The following is a 24,188-nucleotide window of genomic DNA, read 5'->3' as shown; positions in this document are numbered from 1 at the left end:
TTTTTTACATAGAAGGAGATAGAGATAGAGATGGAAAAAAAATTAACGACAACCGCAATGTTATTCAGTGTTGGATTTGTATTTCTACTTATTTGTACAGTTGGAGCCTTTTTCTATGGCATTCAAATTGGCACTGAAAAGACTAAAGCCCGCTATGTGAATGAAGCAGATGACGCAAAAACAACAACCGCTTCAGCAACCCCTTACCAGCAACAAGACTTGGTATCGTTCTATCATACTGTATTTCTGCCTTATCGTGAATTTCAAAACGAATGGTTCGCAGCTATGAACAAATTATCGCAAGGAAAGTCATTTGAAGCAACTTCTATGTTTAAAGATTTGGCAAGACTTGCTAGTACCAAAGCAGATGAAGCAAGCTCGATTGATATGCAAAAATCTCCACTGCTCGGAGAAGCTCAGGTTAGTTACATACGAAGTCTTAAACTATTTAATGAAGCTGCTGTCAACGCAGCGGCTAGTGCAAAGAAATTATCCTTTAATGAATTGATGAAAAATGTCGAACAAGATAAAACCTATCTCTCTGCCGCTCAATTTGCACTAAACGCTCAGCAGCAATATTACTCCGCTATGCTGAAATGGTCAGCAACGGTAGATCTTGATATTCCTTCAGAATACAAGGCTCCAGCTCTGCTGGAACTGTCAGCATGGAAAAACTTTAACATTACGATAAAAAACAAAGTAATGGCTGATCAGCTAATGACTCGCAAAAAACTTACTGCCTATTATCCGCACGATTTAACAAGTCGAGTAGATGAGCTTGTCCAATCTGGACAAGCAACTAAGTTAAAATTGCATTCCGTATCTGCTGTTGTTGATTTGTTGATTAATACGGAAGCCGTTCGTTCAGGTGACTTCAATGAGAGCAAATCAAGGCTTTATCAACAGGCACTTCTGCCGCAGCTGCCTTTTTTCTACCCTGAAACAAATTAAATTCCAATTCTTTTGTTAATCATATTGAAACCCTTGTAAAGAGGCTATAGCCGCCATCCCACCGGTAACGTTGTGAAGGCTGCTGTAGCCTTTTTCTTCTAAGTAATTGCAAACCGCTACACTTCGTACGCCATGTGCGCAGATGATATAAATAGGCAGCGTGTCGTCAAGCTCATTCAGACGCACAGGAATCGTGTTCATTGGAATTAATTTTGATGTCTCCAAATGATAAAACTCCCATTCAAACTCTTCTCTTACATCTATGATTTGACTTGCTTCTACTTGTCCATTCCCTAGCAGTTCAAGCAAAAATTGCGGTGTCACATCCTGCCATTTCGTCATGAATAAAGACCTCCAATGTCGTAAATTGTTGCTAATGATGCTTGAATCATAACGAAATTTTCACAATTCAGCAAGTTTGAGGATTGCTTTTGTCCACCACATTGCTTTAAAATAGAAAAGTCTAAGTTCGATGATCAAACTCTCGACCCGCTGCTGCACAACGGTGCCGGGTAGAGGGTTTTTCTGTTCATATTAAGCGAAGCCTAATAGCTTCGCCCCATTTTAGGAGGCATACTTCACATGTTTAAAGTGTTAGTTTCCGATCCAATCAGCGATTTGGGCATTCAGCAGCTTGTTGATGCGTCAGATGTCGCAGTCGACAAAAAACCTGGACTCAGCGAAGACGAATTAGTTGCAATTATTGGTGAATACGATGCGTTGCTAGTACGTAGCCAAACCCGCGTAACAGCAAAAATTATGGAAGCTGGCAAACTGCTTAAAGTAGTTGGCCGTGCAGGTGTTGGCGTCGATAATATTGACCTAGACGCAGCAACTCAGCGCGGTATCATCGTAATCAATGCACCAGATGGCAACACCATTACAACTTGTGAGCATACATTTGCTATGATGATGGCGGTAGCCCGTCATATTCCACAAGCGTACATGAAAACAGTAAATGGAACATGGGATCGCAAATCCTTCCTAGGCGTTGAGCTTCGCGGCAAAACGCTAGGCGTACTCGGTATGGGACGTATCGGCAGCGAAGTTGCCAAACGCGCAAAAGCCTTCGGCATGGATATTTTGGGTTATGACCCGTTTATGACAGAAGAAAGAGCAACAAAAATCGGCGTGAAGCTTGCTAGCGTGGATGAAATTGTTAGAGGTGCAGATTTTATGACTGTACATACACCTTTAACGCCTGAAACTCGCCATATGATCGGCAAAGCTCAATTTGAAGTAATGAAGCCCGGCATGCGTATTGTAAACTGCGCGCGCGGCGGCATCATCGATGAGATTGCTTTGGTTGATGCAGTGGATGCAGGTATTGTCGCTGGCGCCGCATTCGACGTGTTCGAAGTGGAGCCTCCTGCTAATGACCATCCTTTCTTGACACATCCAAAAATTATCGTAACTCCGCATCTTGGCGCTTCGACTGTTGAAGCACAAGAAAACGTTGCGATTGACGTTTCGGAGCAAGTGCTTCACATTCTCCGCAGCGAGCCATTTATCAATGCAGTTAACATGCCTCCGATTCCGGCAAACCTGCAAAGCATTCTTCAGCCGTACTTTACACTTGGCGAGAAGCTTGGCAACTTTATTGCACAATCAACTGAAGGTGCTGTTACCGAAATCGTTGTAGGTTATGCTGGTGAGCTTGCAGAGGTTGATACGCAGCCACTTACTCGTTATATCGTTCGCGGCGTTCTAGCGCATCATCTTGGCGCAGAGCAGGTTAATGTGGTTAACTCCCTTCACCTGGCGAAAGTGCGCGATGTAAACATCGTCGTTCAAAAATCGCATGCTTCGAAAGACTTTACGAACCTGGTAACCGTGTCCCTTCGTACGAAAAAAGAAGAACGTGTTGTTTCCGGCACATTGCTCACTGGTTACGGACCTCGTATTGTCCAAATCGACAAGTTCCCAGTTGATGTGACGCCTGAAGGAAACCTAATTCTAATCTCGCATAACGATAAGCCTGGTATTATCGGACGAGTTGGAACGCTTCTGGGCAACAATGACGTTAACATTGCAACGATGCAAGTAGGTCGTCAGCTTGTTGGCGGCTCCGCTATCATGGTTCTGCGTGTGGATAAAGCGACACCTAAGGAAGTGCTTGAGCAGCTTACAAGCATGCCTGAGCTAAACACAGCCAAAGAAATTACACTTTTTTAAATAAATTTGTTTACTATATAGGAGAAGAGCCTGCCGATTCATTCGGCAGGCTCTTCTTTTGTTTCACGAACAACAAGAATTATCTTCTGCTTTCTACAAAAAAAGCGCCCCAACAGGAGCGCTTTGACAACTATTGATGAGCTTCGACAGGAAGTAAGATTGTAAACGATGTGCCTGTGCCCGCACTGCTTTCAACTACAATTCGACCCTGATGAAGATCGATCAAATTTTTTACGATGGCAAGTCCAAGTCCCGTTCCACTTGATGAGCCGCGTTTACGCGCTTTATCCGCCTTATAGAAGCGTTCGAATATAAAAGGCACATCCTCGGTTGGAATCCCCTGCCCCTCGTCTCTGACGCGAAGCTCCACATACTGTCTTCCGTTTACGTTTGCATGCTGACCTGAAATAGTAATCGACTTGCCCGATGGCGTATGCCGCAATGCGTTGTCGAGAAGATTAGTTAATACTTGCTCCAATCTATCCTCATCAGCTTCCTTTACAAGCAGCGACTCATTGGGCAGATCCGCGACCAGCCTCACTTCGCGCTCCTTCGCATACACCTGGAATTTCCGATGTACCCGCTTCAAGACATGTGCGAGATCTATCTCTTGGAAGTTCATATCGACGTGGCCGGCTTCCATTCTAGCGATATCCAGGAAATCATTTACGAGTCTGCCCATTCGCAGAGATTCATCATAAATAACTTGAACGAGCTCCTTGCGATCTTCCTCCGAAACGACAATATCATCAAGCAATGCTTCACTATAGCCTTGCAGCATCGATAGCGGCGTTCTGATCTCATGTGAGATATTAGCCACAAAATCTCGTCTCAGCTTCTCAAGCTTATGCTCCTCCGTTACGTTACGGATAACGGCAACAGCCCCGCGAATAACATCCTTCGACTGCAGCGGAGCCATTACAACTGACCACACGCTGCTTAGAACATGAACCTTATCGGTAACATCCCTGCCCTCTTCCATCACTCTTTGAAACAACTCGCGGAGCGGCATTGGAACCTCGGAATATGAAGTCGAGCTTTCGGACTCATCCTCTTGCCAAGCAAGCTCTACTCCTGACCACTGATTGATTAGCAAATGACCAACTGGATTCGTGAGTATGACTTTGCCTTCCGCGTCGAAGGTAATAACTGAATCTCCCATGCTTCGCAAAATGCTCGCAAGATGGTTTTTCTCATGATTGATGTCATGAATCAGCTTATTCAACTGCTCCGTCATATGGTTAAACGTATCCGCAAGCTCACCGATCTCATCGCTGGAGCGTATATGAACTCGGGTTGTATAATTGCCTTGAGAAATCGATACCGCTGCATCCTTTAGTTGAAGCAGCGGCTGTTGAATTTTTTTGGATAAGAAGAAAGCAAAAAATGTTGATAACAAAAATCCGATAATCGCTGTTACAACAAAAAGAACTTTCACCTGATGCGTATTGTTTTCTTTAAACCATATGTCAACGTATTGAAGTAAAAATACGCCAACGATAAGCAATACGACAGCAACAAGCAGCATGATTGTCGCCCAGAGCTTTCCAACTACACTGCGGTACAACTTGCCAATCGAACGATGCCACAAGCTCATTTACTTAGGTACCTCTAGCTTATAGCCGACTCCCCAAACGGTAGTAATCATGGATGCCGCATCAGGAGACACTTTATTCAATTTCTCGCGCAAACGTTTTACATGGGTGTCGACTGTCCGCAAGTCACCGAAAAACTCATAGTTCCATACATCCTTCAAAAGCTCTTCACGAGAGAACACTTTATCAGGCGAAACTGCCAAGTAATGCAGCAGCTCATATTCTTTAGGCGTTAAGCTTACCTCTTGTCCACCAGCTGTTACACGGTGAGCATCATGCTCAATAACCAAATGTGGGAATACGATGTTATTGCTTGAATTAATTTCTTTTGTTAAGAACGCAGTAGCCGAGGAACGTCTCAAGATAGCCTTCACTCGGTAGATAACCTCGCGTGGACTAAAAGGCTTGACGACATAATCGTCCGCGCCAACCTCAAAGCCCTGCACACGGTTCATTTCTTCACCTTTAGCCGTTAGCATAATGACAGGAGTAGCCTTCACTTGACGCAGACGAGAGCACACTTCTACGCCGTCGATTCCTGGCAGCATCACATCAAGCAGAATGAGCGCGTAATCCGTATTTGAAGCTAATCTTAGGGCAGTTTCTCCGTCTTCTGCCTCGTCGATTGTGTAGCCTTCCTTCTCTAAATACATTTTGAGCAAGCGACGGATCCGTTCTTCATCATCTACGACCAAAATACGGCTTGAATAATCAGACATAGGGCAATTCTCCTCTCAATCTAAGTTCAATCTAAGTTCTAAACACCAGAATAGGAATGCAAACCTGCAATGACGAGGTTAACCCCAACAAGCGTAAATAGTACAACCACGAAGCCGATTACAGCGAGCCATGCAGAAGGTTTTCCCTGCCAGCCGCGCGATAAACGGAAATGCAAATACGCACTGTAGTACAACCAAGTGATTAAAGCCCAAACCTCTTTCGGGTCCCAGCCCCAGAAACGGCCCCAAGCAATATTGGCCCATATCATCGCGAATATTAATGCACCGAGTGTAAAGATCGGAAATCCAATTGCGATGGATCTGTAGCTGATTTCATCCAAATCTTCTGGATCTACGCCATCCATAACAGGATGAATGACCGCTCCGAGCGGCTTTCTGAATACTAAGCGCAGCAAGCCATAAAGCAAGGAGCCTGAAATAATCGTCCATATAACGGTATTAAACTTGCGTCCTGAATTTGCGCCTTCCATCCAAGATGGTGCTTCGAATAATGGCTTGCTCATGCCGAGGAATGATTCATATTCGACCACCTGGCTGTTATAAGGTTTAACAATTGGCGGCAGTGTATAATTTACTGTCTCCGAAGTCGTCGACTCTATTCCTTTGGCATCAATAGTAGATGTTTCTTGAATAAATTTCGCTTCATAGCCCATTCCGCGGAACGCGAATACAGCGACGATAAAACCTACAATTAGAATAATCGTATATAAAGAGAACTCGACCCAGAACTGCGATCTTTTTGCTTCTTTTGTTTTGCTTTTGAAATCAACCACTCTTAGCAAATACATGAGGCCGGCAGCAAAACCAACGGCAAAAAATGCTTCGCCGAGAGCGGCTGTCGTTACATGTACTTTTAGCCAGTAGTTGTTTAGAGCCGGTATTAGCGGCTGTACCTCTTGCGGAAACACAGAGGCATAAGCAACAATAATTACAGTTAGCGGCAATGAGAACATGCCCAGCAGCGGTTTTCTGTAAATACTGAAGACGATCGTAAATGCAATCATGATTGCCATTCCAAGGAAAGTCATGAATTCATACATATTGCTCGTTGGAATTTGGCCGCTTCCAGCCCATCTTGTAAAGAAGAAGGTCAAATGCGATGCAAGACCAAGACTCGAAGTAATGAATGCAATTCGTCCCCAACGCTTCTCATGCTGCAAAGGATCACGATTGCTCCATTTCTTACCCGCAATGGCAATGACATAAAACATAAATGCGAAGCAATACAGGAAAAATGCGACAATAAATGCGTCGCTGCTAAAATCGACTAAGCTCACGCGTTGTTCCCTCCGTTATCTAGCGACTTCGGATCTACGGTTATCCCTATTTTTTTAAGGGCTCCCGCTACATCTGAGCGCATACCGTACCAGTTTTTATTCGTATGAGCGCCCAATGAAAGCTCTCCATTGTCCACTCGCAGCCAAATTCGGCGGTGCTGCCAATAGGACCCCATCAGCAAGCCGAGCATAGAGAACACTGCACCGACCCAAACATATGGCAGCGCCTTATCCATCCTTACGTTCAAGTAAGTGGATGCTTCAGAGAAATCTACATTTTCCATGCCGTCCACTCGAATTTCTATCTTATCCGCGATACCGTGATTAATGGCATCCTGCGAAAATTTAACTTTATCCTTTTGCATCGGGAAATACATATACGGCTCGCCTTTTGGATCAAGTCCTGGACCTTTAACCGTGTATACGAACGCCGGAGCAATCGGATCACGTGACAAAGTCGTTGGCTCGCCATTGTCGCCAATTGCAAATTCCATGTAATTCGCATATAGATCAAGGGTGTATGGCCCAAGCTTATGCTGCAGCGCTGAATCCTTCATTGGAAGATCGAACGGACCGTATTTCTCTCCCGTCGCTTTATCTATGAGAATAGGATGCACAGCGTTCAAGCGAGGCGTTGTATCATAATCAAATTGATACAGCTTTAATCCTTTGTACTTAAGCGGCTCGTTGACGATAATATTATGCCGCTCTACTTCTTTAAGCTCTGGTTTCTTTATTTGGTCACTGCAGTTGCTAACGCATTCATAAAGAACCGCTTTTGTCTCAAAAAGCTTCGCACGGCTTATGCCTTTAAGCTTGTCCGGCAATTCTTCGTCTTTATAATACTCTACAGTAAACTTTTCGTTTTTAACATAATAATTCGTATTCGCTATTTGGACCGTATCCCCATCAGGGACCATTATGTAGCTATCCATTTGCCAGCTTGGAATGCTTCTTGCCAATATGGCTAGAAGAAACAAGATAAGGCCGATGTGGTTGATATAGGGTCCCCAGCGGCTAAAACGATTTTTCTCCGCAAGCAGCGCAGAGCCATCTCGATGAATGCGATAACCTTTGCGCTTCAGCTGCATGCCGAAATTTTCAACCCATTTTTCCTCATCGCCTTCAATCTGATATTTAAATACCGTCTTTTGACGATGAATAAACTGCAGATGCTTACGAATTTGCTGCTTGCTGAGCGCCCGATAAAGCGGAAGCACACGATCCAAGCTGCAAATAACGAGTGAGGTGCCAATCATCACAAGCAAGCCAATGAACCACCAGGATTCGTACGTATGCGATAATCCTAGCAAATAATACATTTTGCCAAGAAATCCATAAGTTTCTTCATAATAAACGGATGGATCTAAATTATTTATGAATGTGTTTTCCTGTGGATAAATTGTTCCAAGCATCGCAGTCAAAAAGGTAATAACGATCAAATAAATCGCAATTTTGACTGACGAGAAAAAATTCCATATTTTATCGATATAATTGGGATTGCTTTTTTGCGATCGACGAGCAACACCATCGTAACGCATTTCTAACGGCAAATCGGAAAACGTATCGTTTACAAGCGGTTTGCCGCAGCTTTCACATAGTACGGTGCCTATCGAATTTTGATGACCGCACTCACATTTTGTGTTTTCAACCACTAACACAATAATACCTCCTACAGCTGAAGAAGCCGTTCAATCCGTTCATCAATTTCCTCTTCCGTCATGCCTCCTACTTTTATTTCCATAATCGTCCCATTTGGATTAATGAAAAAAGTAGTAGGGTATGACTTTAGACCATAGCTGCGTTCTGTTTTGCGATTTACATCGCGCAGAATCGGATAGTTCAAATCAAAACGACGGACAAAATTGTTCACGGTCAATGTGTCCTCGCTTAAATTTATAGCTAAAATCACAAGGCCTTGATCCTTCCATTTCGCGTACTGTCGTTCAAACTCCGGCATTTCCTTCACGCACGGTGGACAGAATGTGCCCCAGAAATTAATGACGACAGCTTTCCCCTCATAATCAGACAGTTGTTTAAGATTGCCCTCTAAATCAACAAGCTCAAATGCAGGCGGCTTCCCGCCTTCCTTTAAAGGACCTTTGTCATCCGCGTCAAATAAGGTAGATCCAATTGCGTACCCACCTATGATCAAGACGGCAATCAAAATGACAATTTGTACCGTCTTGCGCGATTTTCCCATAATTGTTTTTCACCACCAGCTTCTTTCTATGCAGCCACGAATATTACCATTATAACGAAAAGTCGACGGCAATTACTGCCGCCGTCGATTACTTTTTATGAACTTTATGTGTCTTGCTTTGCGCTATCGCAAGCAATTCTTTAATTTCCTGAGGCGTGAGATGACGATACTTTCCTCTGCCTAGGTTTTCAAGTCCAACTTCGCCAAAACGAATTCTTTTCAGCCTAATCACCTTATGTCCAATAGCTTCAAACATCCGGCGAACCTGACGGTTCCGGCCTTCAAAAATCGTAATTGTAATCGTTGCTTCATTTCCGTCCGTATCTACGTCGTGATATTCCACTTCTGCAGGCGCGGTCATGCCATCCTCTAGCTTAATCCCTTTTTGCAATTGCTCCAATGCCGTTCCATGAGGAACGCCCTTAACGGTCGCACGGTATGTTTTGGGAACATGATGACTTGGATGTGTTAACAAATTAGCGAATTCGCCATCATTCGTTAGGATAAGAAGTCCTTCCGTATCATAATCCAATCGACCGACCGGATATACTCGCTCTTTAATACCTGGCAAGAAATCAGAAACCACTTTGCGGCCTTGTGGATCTTTGGCGCTAGTTATGACTCCCTTGGATTTGTTAAGCATGAGATAGAGCTTCTTCTCGCTCCGAATCGGCTTGCCGTTAACCGTAATTGCATCAACCGCTGGATCAGCCTTAACGCCTAGCGTCGTAACCTTCTCACCATTAACTTCAACCATTCCTGCCAAAATCATTTCTTCACATTTGCGACGGGATGCAATTCCCGCTGCTGCTAATATTTTCTGTAAACGTTCCAATGCTTTCACCTCAATCTCCATCATAACGATATGAAGGCGAAAGTACAAGCTTCACTAGCCGAATATGTATAAGCAAATGAAAATTGCTGCGAAAAAACCTACTATATCGGAAAATAAACCAACTTTTAACGCATAACGTGACTTTCTTATTCCAATCGCTCCAAAATATACAGTAAGCACATACAGGGTTGTATCCGTGCTGCCTTGAATTGTGGAAGCAATTCTGCCGATCATAGAATCCGGGCCAAAGTTCTGAATAAGGTCAGTCGTGAAGGCTAACGAGCCTGCGCCAGTCAAAGGCCGCAAAATCCCGAGCGGCAGCACCTCGCTTGGAATACCAACCCAATCAAAGAGAGGTCGAACTGTAGAAAGCAGCAATTCCAAGGCTCCAGATGAGCGAAACATACTGATAGCAACCATCATGCCAACCAAATGAGGAATGATATTAATCGCTGTTCCGAAGCCATCCTTGGCTCCTTCAACAAACGTTTCATAGACAGGTACTTTGCGTCTTAAAGCTGCATAAAGCGGAATAAATACGATAATGGCAGGAATCATCCATGCGGATAAGCTTGTAAAAATATTATACAATTGCCTCACCTCCGGAAGCTGGTGAAGCCGACTTCTTATTCTCAGGTCTAGGTGGCAATGGAGCTATTGGCGGCGGTGGTGATTTCCTTCGATACCAGCGGTCGGCAAGTATTGCAGCCGTAGTAGCAACAAATGTCGCTGCCAGCGTTGTACCGATAATTTCAGCAGGGTTAGCTGAACCATAATTCATTCGAATGGCAATAAGCGTGGTGGGAATGATCGTAATGCTGGATGTATTTAGTGCAAGCAGCGTGCACATCGCTGGAGTTGCTGTAGCAGGATCAGGATTAAGCTTCTGAAGCTCCTGCATCGCTTTTATTCCCATTGGCGTGGCTGCATTTCCTAACCCAAAGAGATTAGCGCTTAAATTACTCATTATATATCCGAGAGCTGGGTGATTGGGAGGAACGTCAGGAAAAAGCTTGCGCACCACAGGCCCGAGCATTCGAGCAAGTGTACGCAGCAGCCCTGCATCCTCCGCTATTCGCATCATGCCAAGCCAAAACACCATGATACTAATTAATCCGAAGCTCACGGTGACACCCGACTTGGCTCCCTCGAAAGCTGCTTGCGTTACCGCATCCATCTTACCCGTTATCGCAGCTACTACAACGCTCGCTACGATGAAAAACAACCAAATCCAGTTAACCATTTAGGTCGCCTCCCCCTCTACGCACCTATACTGTTTTGCAAGCAATCAGCGTCTCCCGCGCAGATTGCATGCTAATGCTCAAATAATGCATCTAATACTTTGATAATAGAGCCAAATATCGGCCCGCGCTGATCAAGCTTGTTTGCTTTTTGAAAATCAGCCAGCGATTGTAATGATTTTTGTGATGTCATTGAAAGTTGAAGTCTGCTGCTGTTTGGATCATACACAGGAACAACACCAATTTGCTGCTCGTTTAAATACCATTCCAGAAATCCGCGCTCTCCTAACAAATATCGTGTTGTTCCTGCTTCAAGCAGCACAAGACGTGATTGAACATTTCCCGTTTCCTGCTCTTCCAGCGGGTATTTAAAAGATTGTCCAACAGCATAAGGGTAACCAGAAACTTGCTGCCCTTTAACTGCTATCTCTTGAAGCGGATAATGACCAAAACCCCAATCGAGCATTTTCCGGTGATCTGCCCAATCATCGCTGTCATTTATCGTCACAGCAGCAAGCTGTTGACCATTCCTAGTGGCGGAGCTAACTAAGCAGCGCAATGATTTTTTGGTATACCCCGTTTTCACACCGTCAGCACCCTCATACATCGTTAGCATTTTATTTTTGTTCGTGTAGCTGTACTCCCATTTCTCATGCGGATTAGGCACTTTTTTTACGCGCGTGCTTACGATTTCTGCAAATATGTCATTTTTCAAAGCATATGCAGTCAGCTTGGCCAAATCATTAGCTGAGGAATAATGCTCATCATCATCCAGCCCATGCGGATTTTTAAATTGCGTATGTTTCAAACCTAGAAAGGTCGCTTTCTCATTCATTAAATGAACAAAACCTTCCTCCGATCCACCAACATGCTCTGCGATTGCCGTTGCCGCATCGTTGCCGGACCTGAGCATCAGACCATACAACATATGATGCAAACTCATTTCTTCGCCAAGCTGAAGATAAATCGAAGAACCCTCTTTACCAACTGCTCGTTTGCTTGTCTTCACCATATCAGTCAGCTTCCCATGATCTATTGCAACAATAGCTGTCATGATTTTCGTTAAGCTTGCTATCCGCATCGGGGTATCGCCATCACTGCTATACAAAACTCTGCCTGACTCGACATCAATGAGAGCCGATGCCTTAGCATTCGTATACAACTTGCTTGGATTTGCGCTAACTGGGGGCAATACGCTTGTCCCAACCAATAAAGCAGATAACAATCCAACTGCAACAAATCGTTGCAGTTTTTTGAAATTCATATTCATACTTGCCCCTCCCGCAGCGATAGTAGATAAAGCTTGTGTGTGCGTATTTCAGTATATGCCTGTACATGTGGCTCTAGACGAAAAGTAGCTAACAAAAATGAAAAACTGCCCTCTCGGGCAGTTATGTCATCAGTTGTGTTCGTTTGCTTCGACACGTTCACTGATCACAGTTGGAGACGTATCCGTGTATACACCTGTACTCGAAGGCTGCTTCATCATCGATTGCAGCTTATCAAATACATGCGGAGCTGAGTCGATTACCCGCTCAAGCAGATGTGTTTGATTATCGAGCGGAACAATTTTTACGCCATGTGTTCCTACGACCAAGAAAGCAATTGGCGTAATCGACACGCCGCCACCGCTACCGCCGCCGAATGGAAGCGAAACGGAAGCATGCTGTGCATCAGATTGAGAGCCGTTCTTATGATCGGCATCATCTAATCGAATGTCACTGCCTCCTGCTACAAACCCAAAGCCTACTTTGGAGATCGGCATAATAATACTGCCATCCGGCGTTTGGACAGGGTCGCCTACAATAGTATTGACGTCAACCATCTCTTTAATATTTTCCATTGCGGTTTGCATTAAGCCTTGAATAGGATGTTCTGCCATACCTTGACGCCTCCTTTCAATTTCCTCATCCGAACTAAAAGCTGCAGTCCGGCAAGAATAGCATAACCGAAGCGGATTTGAGCTATGCATGACCATTCCGTTGTAAAAGCAGATCGTTGATAAATAGGCTGAACCATCATTTTCGGTTCCGTTTTGAGTTTAACCATTTGGGACAATACGCCAATGATTGATGTTTTTATGGACCAAACAAATCCAGTCGCCATAGCCGTCCACATCGCGTCACCGGTTCCTACTGATGTGGACCAGTTCCATTCTAAAAGACGGACCTTCGTCAGCGATTTTCTAACCCATCCCGTTAAGTTTTTCGTCATTTGTAACAGATGTTTTGTTCTTTCCATTAGATGCGCTATTTTTTCTGCGTCAATGTCCTCGTTATATTGTTTCCAAGTGTCAACGGCCACATTCTTTTTTGAAACCTGTTCCTTAAGTTGGATGGAGGTTCCTGTGAACTGAATAATCGGCACTTTAAAGCGGTATCTGAGGATTCCAAATAAGGCCTTTATATTCAACTCAAAATCATCGTTTTGATCAATTCTCCTCAGATGGCCTCTTAATTCGACCTGCGAAGTGAGGCAGACGACCAAAATGAGCAAAAAAAAGAGACCGACCGCCGTCATCCAACCGTAGGGGTAACCGAGCATCATGATGCTTCCTCCGTTTCCCTAATATGGGTTGAATATAGTATGACCCGGCGGCCAAATCTCATTCTTTTATTTCTTCAATTGTCATCTGCGTGCCATCTAATCTCTCGAATAGCAGCTGCGTTTGTTCCTCCAAGGCATCATCAATATCAACGCTGCCTGGTTCTGGCAATTCTTTTATGGACGGCAATCCAAAATAATCTAAAAATGATTTCGTTGTTCCGTACAAAATAGGTCTGCCAATCTGCTCGGCGCGGCCAACCTCTTCGATTAAATCCTTTGATACAAGCGATTGAATCGCTCTGTCGCTCTTTACGCCGCGAATTTCTTCAATCGATATTCTTGTTATCGGCTGGCGATAAGCGACGATGGACAGCGTTTCTAATGCAGCTTGTGACAGCTGCGATCTCGTAGGAGTGTATGCCATACGCTCAAAATAAGGCGCATGCTCCAAATGAGTCGTCAGCCGATAGGAGGCTGCCACCTCTGCGATTTGAATACCGCGCCCCTCGCGCTCCAAATCGCGCTGCAAATCATAAACCAAATCGGAAGCGAGCTCGGCATCCAGCTCCAAAATATCAGCTAGCTGCCGCTTCGTAAGGCCTTCATCACCTGCCATAAACAGCAGGCCCTCAATAATTGTCTTCAACTTCGGATAATCCAATTTGCGACGACTCTCCTCTCCAATGAATGACGATGTCGTCAAATAACTGATGCTGAAAACAACGAATATGTTTCATTTTCATTAATTCTAGAATGGCTAGAAAAGTAACCACGATTTCATGCCTGTCCATGTTCTCGCGAATAAGCCGTGAAAAACGAACCGTTTCGAATTGCTTGAGCACCTCGACAATGTCCCGTATTCGATCTTTAACGGAAATCTCGTCGCGATGAATGGTAGCAACGACATTACGCCTTGATGCGCGGCGCAGCGCCTTTTGAAAGGCAGTAATCAAATCCGACAAGTGAAGACCCTCTACCGGATTAACAATCTCTTCTTTCAAAAATGGCGTCATATCCTCAGGTTCCCTTGAATAGACAAGGCTGCGCTCGAATTCCTTCTCGCGCAGCTGCTCGGCTATTTGTTTGAATTTCCGGTATTCTACGAGCTTCTGGATGAGCTCATCGCGTGGATCCAATCCGTCATCCGGCCAATCCTCATAGTCTTCCTCAAATACAGGCGGCTTTGGAAGTAGCTGCTTGCTCTTTATCGCCAAAAGGGTTGCCGCCATAACTAAAAATTCACTCGTGACCTCAAGCTCGAGCTCTTTCATCGCATGAAGATAATCCATATATTGAATTGTAATCTCACTGATAGACACCTCATGGATATCGATCTCCGCCTTGTCGATCAAGTGAAGCAGCAGATCCAGCGGCCCCTCAAAAGAATCCAGCTTATAAAGCACTGACACTTACATTTCCTCCCGCCTAGCCTTATCTTCGCTGCTTAGCCTTGCAATTGTTTGGTTAGGTTCGCCATTTCAATTGCGCTTGTAGCAGCCTCATAACCTTTGTTGCCTGCTTTTGTACCTGCACGCTCAATGGCCTGTTCAATCGAATCAACAGTCAATACACCAAAAATAGTCGGAATGCCTGTTTTCAAAGCGATTGCCGCAACACCCTTTGCTGCTTCGTTGCAAACAAAATCGAAATGCGGTGTTGAACCACGAATAACAGCGCCAAGCGTAATGACAGCATCATACTTTCCGCTTTCTGCCATTTTTTGCGCGATTAAAGGAATTTCAAACGCTCCCGGCACCCATGCTACCTCAACATCTGAATCCTGTGCGCCATGACGTTTGAAAGCATCAAGTGCGCCTCCAAGCAGCTTGCTTGAAATAAACTCGTTAAAACGTCCTACTACTACTCCATATTTTAAACCTTCTGATACTAAATGTCCCTCATAAATTCGTGTCATTTGTCATCTTCCTTCCATTATTTTAAATGATGTAGTCAATATCTTCAAAGCTAAGTAAATGACCAAGCTTAGATTTCTTTGTGCGGAGATAACTTTTATTATCTTCCTTTAACTCCATTTGTATAGGAATACGTTCTACAACCTCTAGTCCGTAGCCTTCAAGACCTTTAATTTTCCGAGGATTGTTCGTCATCAACCGCATTTGGCGAACGCCAAGATCCTTCAAAATTTGTGCGCCTATACCATAATCGCGCAAATCTGCCGGAAAGCCAAGCTTTAAATTAGCATCAACCGTATCAAAACCTTCTTCTTGCAGTGCATAGGCCTTCAATTTGTTAATCAGACCAATGCCTCTGCCCTCTTGGCGCATATAAAGCAGAACGCCGCTGCCTGCTTCTTCGATCTGTTTAAGCGCCGCTTCAAGCTGCGGTCCGCAGTCGCAACGATGCGAATGAAATACATCACCGGTTAAGCATTCAGAGTGAACCCGCACAAGCAAGGGACGTTCAGGATCGATGTCGCCTTTAACGAGTGCGATATGCTCTTTGTTATCCACTAAATTTGTATAAGCAATAGCGCGGAAGGTGCCAAAATCAGTTGGCAGCTTCACATCTACCGCTCGCTCAACAAGCTTTTCTTTCTCGTTGCGATATTGAATCAGCTCTTGAATCGTGATGAGCTTCAGATTGTGCTTTTCTTTAAAGACAAGCAAATCTGGCAAACGAGACATCGTGCCGTCTTCATTAATGATTTCACAAATCGCTGCTGCAGGCGCCGAACCGCACATGACCGCCAAATCTATAGCCGCCTCCGTATGTCCAGCACGGCGAAGTACGCCACCAGGTCTTGCAATCAAGGGGAAAATATGACCTGGCCTGCGGAAATCTGCTGCTTTCGTCGTTGGATCAATGAGCGCTTTAACCGTTTCTGAGCGTTCAAATGCGGAAATCCCAGTAGTTGTTCCAATATAATCAACGGAAACGGTAAATGCCGTTCCGTGATAATCGGTATTATGCGTAACCATTGGCGGAAGGTCAAGCTGGTCTGCTCGCTCTTGCGTAATCGGAACACACACAAGACCTCTAGCCTCTGTAATCATAAAATTAATGACCTCAGGCGTCATTGTATCAGCAAGTGCAATAAGGTCGCCCTCATTTTCCCGATCCTCGTCGTCAACGACAATAATCGGCTTGCCAAGCTTAAGATCAGCTAAAGCAGCTTCAACTGAATCAAATGGTTTTTTATCTGTTTGTTCCATATGGGTTTCCCTCCTTTGTGACAACCAAACCTTAATAAGGCTTCTACCTTGCCTTCAAAGGTTATTTTAAAGTTTAATTAAAGTTTAAAACCAGTTTAATACCAAACCTTAAAGGCTTTTCGAACCCACCCAAACCCTCCCTTCCAAGGGAGGGCCCCAAGGACTGCGTCCTCTGGACACCTACAACTGGACTAACGTAGGCATGACTCAGGTGGCTGTGTGCTAACCTTGGTTAAAGATCGCTTTCGTCCCTGCGGGACACGCTTACTGTTTGTGCAGCCTAGTTGTAAGTTCAATTAAATAAAAATACTGATTAAAGATCGCTTTCGTCCCTGCGTGACACGCTTGCTGTTTGAGCACTCGAGTTTTCAAGACAACCAGACCAGACACTACTGATACTTGACTAACTTATTTACAAAAAACCATTTTCCATTAGAAAAGATGTAGTGAGCTTGGCTTTGGCTGGCAAGGCTTCTGGCTGCTTAAAATGAAGCAGGTGATCGACGTACTTGCCAATGACATCACATTCGATATTTACGGTATCGCCTGCACGCTTATGCTGTAAGGCCGTTTCGCCTAATGTGTGTGGAATAATCGATACGGATAACGTATGTGATGATGTATTCACTACAGTAAGGCTTATACCATCAATCGTGATCGAGCCTTTTGGAATCACATAACGCAGCATGTCTGCGTCGTCGATATGGATTTTATAAACAACAGCATTAGCATCCGTTTCTCGTGAAGTTATTTTCCCGGTTCCATCAACATGCCCCTGTACGATATGACCGCCAAAACGTCCGCCAGCTTGCATCGCTCTCTCTAAATTCACTTGTTCGCCAGCACGAAGCTGATGAAGATTAGACTTGCGATAAGTCTCAGGCATCACGTCAGCTGCAAATGATGCACCGTCAAACGACGTTACCGTTAAACAAATGCCATTAACCGAGATGCTATCACCTAGCTTAACACCGTCAGTTACAAGTGATGCTCCGATGACCAGCCTCATCGCTTCGCCTTGCTTCGTGATTCCTTTCATCTTTCCCACTTCTTCCACTAATCCGGTAAACATGGGTTTCCTCCTCAAAGGTTCGCTAATGCAGCAAACCTACTTCAAAACAACATAAATCCTGCGATTATGCCAGAGATTTGTTCAACGCCTTATCCTTAATAAACTGGATATCCCGAGACGCAAATGTCCTCGCCGGCCATTTCTACGCTTACTCGATCTAGGGAAATAGCATCGGCCATTTTTTCGAACCCAGCGAAAGTAAATGTACCTGGTGCATCCAAGCCGCCGATAATCTTGGTCGCGTAATACAGCATGATTTTATCAATAAGACCTGCCTCTAACATTGCACCATTTAATTGACCGCCGCCCTCAAGCAAGACTGAGCCGATTTCAAGCTCTCCCAGCTTCTTCATCCCTTCACTGAGATCTACTTTTGCTCCCGTGCCGCAAATGATGACCTCAATCCCTGCTGCTTCAAGCGCTTGGCGATTGTCCAAGCTTGCTTGGCTGGAAGTTAAAACAATCGTTCTAATTGAGCGATCCGTTACAACTCTGGCATTAAGCGGCAGCCTTAGTGCTGAATCCACGATAATACGTATCGGATCAATTGCAGGGACAGATGCTCTCGTATTGAGCAGCGGATCGTCCGCAAGTACTGTTCCTATGCCAACCATAATGGCTTCATGCTGATGACGCAGCGTATGAACCTGCTCGCGAGCAACTGCACCAGTCACCCATCGGCTATCGCCTGAATGGGAAGCAATTTTGCCATCAAGCGTACTCGCAGTTTTTAAAGTAACGAATGGGAGACGGGTCGTAATGTACTTATTAAATTTTTCATTCATTTGCTGCGATCTTTGCTCGAATACGCCAACCGTAACGTCGATCCCTTCTTCACGAAGCCTTGCAATGCCTCGGCCTGACACTGCTGGATTGGGATCGCCGCTTGCGACTACAACCCTTGCAGCTTTCGCATCAATGATACGTTCACAGCATGGAGGTGTCTTTCCAAAATGGCTGCATGGCTCTAACGTTACATAAACGGTTGCTCCTTCAGCCGCATCTCCCGCCATCTGAAGCGCATGCACTTCAGCATGACCGGTCCCTCGCTTTAGATGCGTGCCAATGCCGACAATGGCACCATCCTTTACGACGACGCAGCCGACAACAGGATTAATGCCGGTTTGACCCGAAGCTTTTGCAGCCATATCCAACGCTAATCCCATATAATATTCATCATTTAAAATGTCCATAAACAAAAAACACCCCCATCGGCATACGATCCGACAGGGGTGATGAAAGATAAAACGAGAACTACGACAAAACCGATCGATGTTGTCGGCTTTGAGAGCCGTCGCTATCTTACGTCGCAAAATTGCGAAATCGGTTTGTAAAGTACACTAAATAAACTAACCTAATATGTATGTGAAATAAAACACATACAAATAAGCAGTAAATTGTAGCTGTCGAAGCATCCCCTTCTCCCATCCAGACTGTACTGTCGGTCCCGGAGTTTCACCAGGTCCACCGTTCTAATCGTATTCTATCCAAATGATCTTGGATAAAATGCCGTTTAAACCGGGTCACGGACTGACGAGAGGCACAGAAATTCGGTTATCCGATATTCTGTGCCTTCCCGATCACCGCCGGTTAGGAATTTCACCTGACCCCGAAGGATTGCTGCACTTACAATATTATAGTTAGTATCTTAACATTAAATCGTTTCGACTTCAACCTTTTCCATTTTGTCTCCGCCTTTGAAAGCATCAACAAACTCCATACCTTTTGAAACCTTGCCAAAAACAGTATGTCCGCCATCCAAATGCGGTTGTGGTGCATAACCGATATAGAATTGGCTGCCGCCTGTATTGCGACCAGCATGCGCCATTGCTAGAGAACCGCGCTCATGCTTATTAGGGTTGATTTCACAATCGATTTGGTATCCAGGACCGCCTGTACCTGTTCCGTTTGGACATCCGCCTTGAGCGACGAAACCTGGGATAACACGGTGGAAAGTAAGACCGTTGTAAAAACCTTCGTTAGCAAGCTTTTCAAAGTTTGCTACTGTGTTCGGCGCGTCTTGATCGAATAGATCGATAAGAACCTCTCCGCCGTTTGCTAGTGTGATTTTTGCTTGTTTAGCCATTGCTGCATCTACCTTTCTTTTATCCGAATAAGACTACGTTACCAATTTCGCTCTTATTTCGCAAGCGATGATTTTTGAAGTCTTGCCGGAATGACGTCATTGCAAACGATATTTTCAAGCGATTCACGCTTAACAGCAAGGTCTGCCTGACCATCTTTAACGAAAACGACAGCCGGACGACGAATGCGGTTATAGTTGCTCGCCATTGCATAATTATAAGCACCCGTACAGAAAACAGCAAGTAAGTCGCCATTTTTTGCTTTAGGCAATTCCAAATCCCAAATGAGCATGTCGCCACTCTCGCAGCATTTGCCCGCGATGGAAACCGTTTCTTCAGCAGCTTCATTCGCACGATTAGCGAGTACTGCTTCATATTTGGATTGGTATAGCGCTGGGCGAGGGTTGTCCGTCATACCACCGTCTACTGCAATGTATTTACGTACACCTGGAATATTTTTGCTTGTACCAACTGTATACAAAGTTGTTCCTGCATCGCCAACCATACTGCGGCCCGGCTCTACCCAAATCTCAGGCAATGGGAACTCGGCATCTGTAAACTTCGAAATGATAGCGCCAGTAATTGCCGCAACATATTCGCTGATTGGCAATGGTGTGTCGCCATCAACATAACGAATACCAAAGCCGCCGCCAAGATTGATTACTTTAAACGTTAGGTTAAGCTCATTACGAATCTCAACCGCGAAATCAGCAACCTTGTCCACAGCCATACGGAAGCCTTCAACTTCGAAAATTTGCGATCCAATATGGGAATGAACGCCCAAAACAATCAGGTTAGGCAAAGCAATTGCTTCTTGAATCGCTTGTTTCGCCGCGCCATTGCCAAGGTCGAAACCAAATTTTGAATCCGTTTGTCCAGTAGAAATATAGTCATGCGTATGTGCTTCAACGCCAGGCGTGATACGAAGTAGAATGTTTACTTTCTTGCCTTTATCGCCAGCAAGAGCATTCAGAAGCTGAAGCTCCATGAAATTGTCAACTACAAAGCAGCCGATACCAGCATCAAGCGCCATGTTGATTTCCTCAGGCGTTTTGTTGTTGCCGTGGAAATGGATACGTTCAGCAGGGAAGCCTGCTTGCATTGCTGTGTAAAGCTCACCGTCGGATACAACATCCAGCGACAGCCCTTCTTGCTCAGCAATCGCACACATTGCCATTACACTAAACGCTTTGCTTGCGTATGCGACTTGAAATCTAAGACCTGATGCTTTGAAGGCTTCTACATACTCGCTTGCGCGCTTACGAACAAGAGCCTCATCCACAATATATAGTGGCGTACCAAACTGTGCAGCCAAATCAGCTACATCACAGCCGCCAATTTCCAAATGTCCTTTTTCGTTAATATTACTAGTTCCATGCAGGTACATAATTTCCCCTCAGCTTTCTTCTATCTGCATGCAGATAGAACGGATAGAATTTGCATTAATAGGTTTAGTATAACGCAATCTACCCGGACTACGAAATGGATAAATCCACATTTCATTTGCATTTTATGAATCTACTCTGTATTTGGCATCTTATCGCTCTGCTGAGGCCGCAAAATATTTGGGCGCTGCCGGTTGTACAGGACTGGCTGACGGATGATAATGCTCCAAAGGGCGTGCATATCAAACGGTATAATCGGCCACATATACGGACGGTTGAATGAGCGCTCTTTGATCAGCATCAACAAAATTGCCGTCGTCGCAATGACGAAACCCGGCACACTGAAGGCGGCCACCGATATGATTAACACGAGCCTTACGATTCGATTCGCAAGTCCAAGCTCATAACTTGGTGTTGCGAACATCCCAATCGCTGAAATCGCCATATACAAAATAACTTCATTTACAAAGACGCCGGTCTTAACTGCAATATCACCAATGAGAATCGCAGCAACTAACGACATAGCCGTTGCGAGAGATGTTGGCGTATGAACAGAAGCCATACGCAGCAAATCCACGCCTATCTCAGCTAACAGAAATTGTACGACTAATGGCAGTTTGCCGGTCTTACTCGGACCAATAAACTCAAGAGCAACAGGCTTCATTTCCGGATGCATGACGAACAGCAGCCATAACGGCAGCATGAACAACGATGCCAAAATACCTATAAATCTCACCCATCGCAGATAGGTGCCAATAAATGGTGTTTGTCGATTTTCCTCTGCATGCTGCATTAGATCGGTATAAGTAGTCGGCAGCGTCATAACACTTGGCGAAGTATCAACGAATACAGCTACAGCACCCTCCAGCAGATGTGCTGCTACCGTATCGGGTCTCTCTGAATATCGAACAAGTGGGAAGGGATTCCAGCCCCTTTTTACAGTGGACTCCTCCAGTTGCTTGTCCGCAAGCGGCAAGCCGTCTATTTTAACCATAGCGATTTTGTCTTTGACGGACTTAAGCAGCTCCTTGTCCACAATATCGTCGATATAAGCAATACAAACGTCCGTTTGTGTCCGATCGCCCACCCGCACAATTTCATATCGAAGCTGGGGATCACGCAGCCGTCTGCGAACAAGTGAAATGTTGACCATCAACGTTTCTACGAAGCCATCTCTGCTGCCGCGTACAACCTTCTCAAGCGAAGGCTCCTCTGGTCCTCTTGCGGGGAAAGCCTTCGCATCAATCATGAGAACACTGGATTCACCATCAATAAACAATGCGGTTACACCGGATAACACGCACGTCAGCATGTTATTCCAATCGTCTTCCTTTATGACCTGCGCCGCAGGAACATATAAATCAAGGAAAGAATGAAAGGCATCCGCAGATAAATCCTCGGGTTGGAGATACGTTAATCGCTTGAGCACATCTGACAGCAGCGTATCCTTAACCAAACCGTTCAACGACAACATTGCTGTGCGCTTTTCGCCAAACGTCATCTCTCTCACAACAACGTCGAAGCTTACTTTATAACCAATCTCATTTTCCAATCTCATCAGAACTTCATCCAAATCGCTCGGAATCGGAGTTATGTCCTTATTGCCGTTCTTATTGGAAACAGCTGTGCTGACATTGTTTTTTTTATTTCCACTACCGAATGATGTTTTGTTTCGAGCAACTCCCGATTCCTCTTTCTGTTGATCCTCATTGACTTCTAGAAACGGAGGTCTTCCATTTTGTTCATTATCGTTGTCATGAAAATTTTCATTGTCATTCATGTTAGCTCACCCCATCCTTACTGTATCACCATTGAAATACTAACCAATCGAATAATGAGCCCAACGTTTTGCCTAGAACCATTGCCATGACGAGACTGACCATATAAGCAGATAAATTCATTCTTTTGGCCAAAATCGGGAGCACATTCATTACCTCAGTCAAGGCTGCTGCGAGCATCCCCACAAACATGCCATCAATCAGTCCTGTCGCACTTAAAAATAGACCCGAAGGCAGCGAAAGTTTCCAGCTCATAAAATCAGCAAAGGTCCAGTACAGCGAACCGGATATGACGGCGGTCTCAAACCACACTGACATCCGGTAAGCATTAGCAACTTGAGCGAGCCGCGGAATGAGATCAAGGACAATTAGCAATGCTACCAACCCACTGCCTACAGCAAGACCCCCTGCCAAGCCTAGCAGAGCAATAAAAATATTAGCAGCAGCACTAATCATGCTTGTCCCCCTGCGTTTGATCGTAATCCGATTTTTTACGCATTTCGTCGGCGATGACATAGGCATTTACATTTTCTTGATACATATAGAGCTCAACCTCAAGCGGGTTAGGCTCCTCATTGAATCGTTTACGGAATAAATGGTTGAAAAACAATACCATCCCAAGTCCAATGCCCAGAGAATAAGGGATTTGAAACCATAGCGGATGCTCCGTGCGCTTCCCAGTTATCAGCTCGACAATTCGGATATGAACCTCCTTCATACTGACATCCGTATGAAAATTCATAATCGCAAGGCCCGCTCCAAAGAACAGCAGCAGCCACGAAAAAATAAGCACTGCAATACGCGGTTTTACTGGCTTCTCCGCCACCATAACGAGCACTTGAGGGTCACCGTAGGCTTCTACAGTTAAATCCGGCTCAAGCTCTCTTATCGCTTTGACGATTTGAAGCAAGTCTATAACGACGCGATTGCCATCCGCCTTCTTGTGCTCGTAAAGAACAAGCCCCTTCAAGCGGTTCTCAAGCAAGTCATCCTTTGCGAGCAGCCTCGCTGCTTGGCCTAAGGAAACGCGTTGATTCGGTTTCATGTATATCCGTTTTTTCAGACGCAGATAGAGGACCGAATGGTTTGGTTTTGCCATTTGTCAACTTCCCTTCTGCTGATACGTTGGTGT

The 24,188-nt window shown here is 44.9% G+C and carries 25 protein-coding genes and 1 riboswitch; of the genes, 2 read left to right on the top strand and 23 right to left on the bottom strand.

Features of this window, described 5'->3' with window-relative positions; genetic code table 11:
- The first annotated feature begins 30 nt into the window (after positions 1-30).
- On the top strand, positions 31-951 hold the full coding sequence (locus tag AC1DOV_RS24765) for a hypothetical protein (RefSeq protein WP_441883365.1): 921 nt from the start codon (positions 31-33) through the stop codon (positions 949-951).
- 15 nt (positions 952-966) lie between these two features.
- Here AC1DOV_RS24765 and AC1DOV_RS24760 read toward each other — a convergent pair whose 3' ends face one another.
- Positions 967-1,293 carry a rhodanese-like domain-containing protein gene (locus AC1DOV_RS24760; RefSeq protein ID WP_339203303.1) on the bottom strand — a complete coding sequence of 109 codons (327 nt, stop codon included), beginning with the start codon at positions 1,291-1,293 and terminating at the stop codon, positions 967-969.
- Positions 1,294-1,533: 240 nt separating this feature from the next.
- Between AC1DOV_RS24760 and serA the strand changes: the two genes are divergently transcribed.
- Positions 1,534-3,126 carry a phosphoglycerate dehydrogenase gene (serA, locus tag AC1DOV_RS24755; RefSeq protein ID WP_477528133.1) on the top strand — a complete coding sequence of 531 codons (1,593 nt, stop codon included), beginning with the start codon at positions 1,534-1,536 and terminating at the stop codon, positions 3,124-3,126.
- Positions 3,127-3,256: 130 nt separating this feature from the next.
- Here the strand turns inward: serA and AC1DOV_RS24750 are convergent, their stop codons facing one another.
- From AC1DOV_RS24750 to AC1DOV_RS24645, 22 genes are all read right to left on the bottom strand, one after another.
- Positions 3,257-4,723 carry a HAMP domain-containing sensor histidine kinase gene (locus tag AC1DOV_RS24750; protein WP_339203305.1) on the bottom strand — a complete coding sequence of 489 codons (1,467 nt, stop codon included), beginning with the start codon at positions 4,721-4,723 and terminating at the stop codon, positions 3,257-3,259.
- Positions 4,724-5,440 (bottom strand): response regulator transcription factor, encoded by a 717-nt coding sequence (locus tag AC1DOV_RS24745; RefSeq protein ID WP_053376699.1) that lies wholly within the window; start codon positions 5,438-5,440, stop codon positions 4,724-4,726.
- A gap of 38 nt (positions 5,441-5,478) precedes the next feature.
- Positions 5,479-6,738, bottom strand: a complete 1,260-nt coding sequence (gene ccsA / locus AC1DOV_RS24740; protein WP_076271376.1) for a cytochrome c biogenesis protein CcsA — start codon at positions 6,736-6,738, stop codon at positions 5,479-5,481.
- Positions 6,735-8,393, bottom strand: coding sequence for a cytochrome c biogenesis protein ResB (gene resB / locus AC1DOV_RS24735; RefSeq protein WP_477551322.1), 1,659 nt, complete (start codon positions 8,391-8,393; stop codon positions 6,735-6,737). The genes ccsA and resB overlap by 4 nt, the downstream gene beginning before the upstream one ends.
- 17 nt (positions 8,394-8,410) lie before the next feature.
- Positions 8,411-8,941 carry a redoxin domain-containing protein gene (locus AC1DOV_RS24730; RefSeq protein WP_441883358.1) on the bottom strand — a complete coding sequence of 177 codons (531 nt, stop codon included), beginning with the start codon at positions 8,939-8,941 and terminating at the stop codon, positions 8,411-8,413.
- Between the two features lie 88 nt (positions 8,942-9,029).
- The gene (locus tag AC1DOV_RS24725; protein ID WP_054026970.1) at positions 9,030-9,776 is read right to left on the bottom strand and encodes a pseudouridine synthase; all 747 of its coding nucleotides are present in this window, start codon (positions 9,774-9,776) and stop codon (positions 9,030-9,032) included.
- Positions 9,777-9,830: 54 nt separating this feature from the next.
- Positions 9,831-10,334, bottom strand: a complete 504-nt coding sequence (locus AC1DOV_RS24720; protein ID WP_179089938.1) for a spore maturation protein — start codon at positions 10,332-10,334, stop codon at positions 9,831-9,833.
- A 25-nt stretch (positions 10,335-10,359) separates the two neighbouring features.
- Positions 10,360-11,019: a nucleoside recognition domain-containing protein gene (locus tag AC1DOV_RS24715; RefSeq protein ID WP_477551299.1), complete on the bottom strand. Its 660-nt coding sequence runs from the start codon at positions 11,017-11,019 to the stop codon at positions 10,360-10,362.
- A 71-nt stretch (positions 11,020-11,090) separates the two neighbouring features.
- Complete coding sequence (locus AC1DOV_RS24710) at positions 11,091-12,287, bottom strand: D-alanyl-D-alanine carboxypeptidase family protein (RefSeq protein ID WP_477551298.1); 1,197 nt, start codon at positions 12,285-12,287, stop codon at positions 11,091-11,093.
- Positions 12,288-12,416: 129 nt separating this feature from the next.
- Positions 12,417-12,899, bottom strand: a complete 483-nt coding sequence (ytfJ, locus tag AC1DOV_RS24705; RefSeq protein WP_441883351.1) for a GerW family sporulation protein — start codon at positions 12,897-12,899, stop codon at positions 12,417-12,419.
- Positions 12,872-13,564 carry a DUF2953 domain-containing protein gene (locus tag AC1DOV_RS24700; protein ID WP_339203312.1) on the bottom strand — a complete coding sequence of 231 codons (693 nt, stop codon included), beginning with the start codon at positions 13,562-13,564 and terminating at the stop codon, positions 12,872-12,874. The genes ytfJ and AC1DOV_RS24700 overlap by 28 nt, the downstream gene beginning before the upstream one ends.
- Before the next feature lie 58 nt (positions 13,565-13,622).
- On the bottom strand, positions 13,623-14,225 hold the full coding sequence (scpB, locus tag AC1DOV_RS24695) for an SMC-Scp complex subunit ScpB (RefSeq protein WP_076271382.1): 603 nt from the start codon (positions 14,223-14,225) through the stop codon (positions 13,623-13,625).
- Positions 14,194-14,973 (bottom strand): segregation and condensation protein A, encoded by a 780-nt coding sequence (locus tag AC1DOV_RS24690; protein ID WP_339203315.1) that lies wholly within the window; start codon positions 14,971-14,973, stop codon positions 14,194-14,196. The genes scpB and AC1DOV_RS24690 overlap by 32 nt, the downstream gene beginning before the upstream one ends.
- A gap of 35 nt (positions 14,974-15,008) precedes the next feature.
- Positions 15,009-15,479, bottom strand: coding sequence for a 6,7-dimethyl-8-ribityllumazine synthase (gene ribH / locus AC1DOV_RS24685; protein WP_053376708.1), 471 nt, complete (start codon positions 15,477-15,479; stop codon positions 15,009-15,011).
- A 22-nt stretch (positions 15,480-15,501) separates the two neighbouring features.
- Positions 15,502-16,737, bottom strand: a complete 1,236-nt coding sequence (locus tag AC1DOV_RS24680) for a bifunctional 3,4-dihydroxy-2-butanone-4-phosphate synthase/GTP cyclohydrolase II (RefSeq protein WP_076271384.1) — start codon at positions 16,735-16,737, stop codon at positions 15,502-15,504.
- 412 nt (positions 16,738-17,149) lie between these two features.
- On the bottom strand, positions 17,150-17,809 hold the full coding sequence (gene ribE, locus AC1DOV_RS24675; protein ID WP_477551297.1) for a riboflavin synthase: 660 nt from the start codon (positions 17,807-17,809) through the stop codon (positions 17,150-17,152).
- A 95-nt stretch (positions 17,810-17,904) separates the two neighbouring features.
- Positions 17,905-19,002, bottom strand: a complete 1,098-nt coding sequence (gene ribD / locus AC1DOV_RS24670) for a bifunctional diaminohydroxyphosphoribosylaminopyrimidine deaminase/5-amino-6-(5-phosphoribosylamino)uracil reductase RibD (RefSeq protein WP_477551296.1) — start codon at positions 19,000-19,002, stop codon at positions 17,905-17,907.
- Positions 19,003-19,221: 219 nt separating this feature from the next.
- Positions 19,222-19,430, bottom strand: a riboswitch (FMN riboswitch).
- A 33-nt stretch (positions 19,431-19,463) separates the two neighbouring features.
- The gene (locus tag AC1DOV_RS24665) at positions 19,464-19,895 is read right to left on the bottom strand and encodes a peptidylprolyl isomerase (protein ID WP_339203319.1); all 432 of its coding nucleotides are present in this window, start codon (positions 19,893-19,895) and stop codon (positions 19,464-19,466) included.
- 53 nt (positions 19,896-19,948) lie between these two features.
- Complete coding sequence (lysA, locus tag AC1DOV_RS24660) at positions 19,949-21,280, bottom strand: diaminopimelate decarboxylase (RefSeq protein ID WP_076271388.1); 1,332 nt, start codon at positions 21,278-21,280, stop codon at positions 19,949-19,951.
- A gap of 131 nt (positions 21,281-21,411) precedes the next feature.
- On the bottom strand, positions 21,412-23,058 hold the full coding sequence (locus AC1DOV_RS24655) for a spore germination protein (protein ID WP_441883340.1): 1,647 nt from the start codon (positions 23,056-23,058) through the stop codon (positions 21,412-21,414).
- A gap of 25 nt (positions 23,059-23,083) precedes the next feature.
- On the bottom strand, positions 23,084-23,512 hold the full coding sequence (locus AC1DOV_RS24650; RefSeq protein ID WP_076271390.1) for a stage V sporulation protein AB: 429 nt from the start codon (positions 23,510-23,512) through the stop codon (positions 23,084-23,086).
- On the bottom strand, positions 23,505-24,155 hold the full coding sequence (locus tag AC1DOV_RS24645) for a stage V sporulation protein AA (protein ID WP_441883338.1): 651 nt from the start codon (positions 24,153-24,155) through the stop codon (positions 23,505-23,507). Before AC1DOV_RS24645 ends, AC1DOV_RS24650 begins: the two co-directional genes overlap by 8 nt.
- Positions 24,156-24,188 lie beyond the last annotated feature (33 nt).

It is taken from the genome of Paenibacillus sp. 01T47 (assembly GCF_056398245.1).
This window is presented reverse-complemented; position numbering and strand designations above follow the sequence as displayed.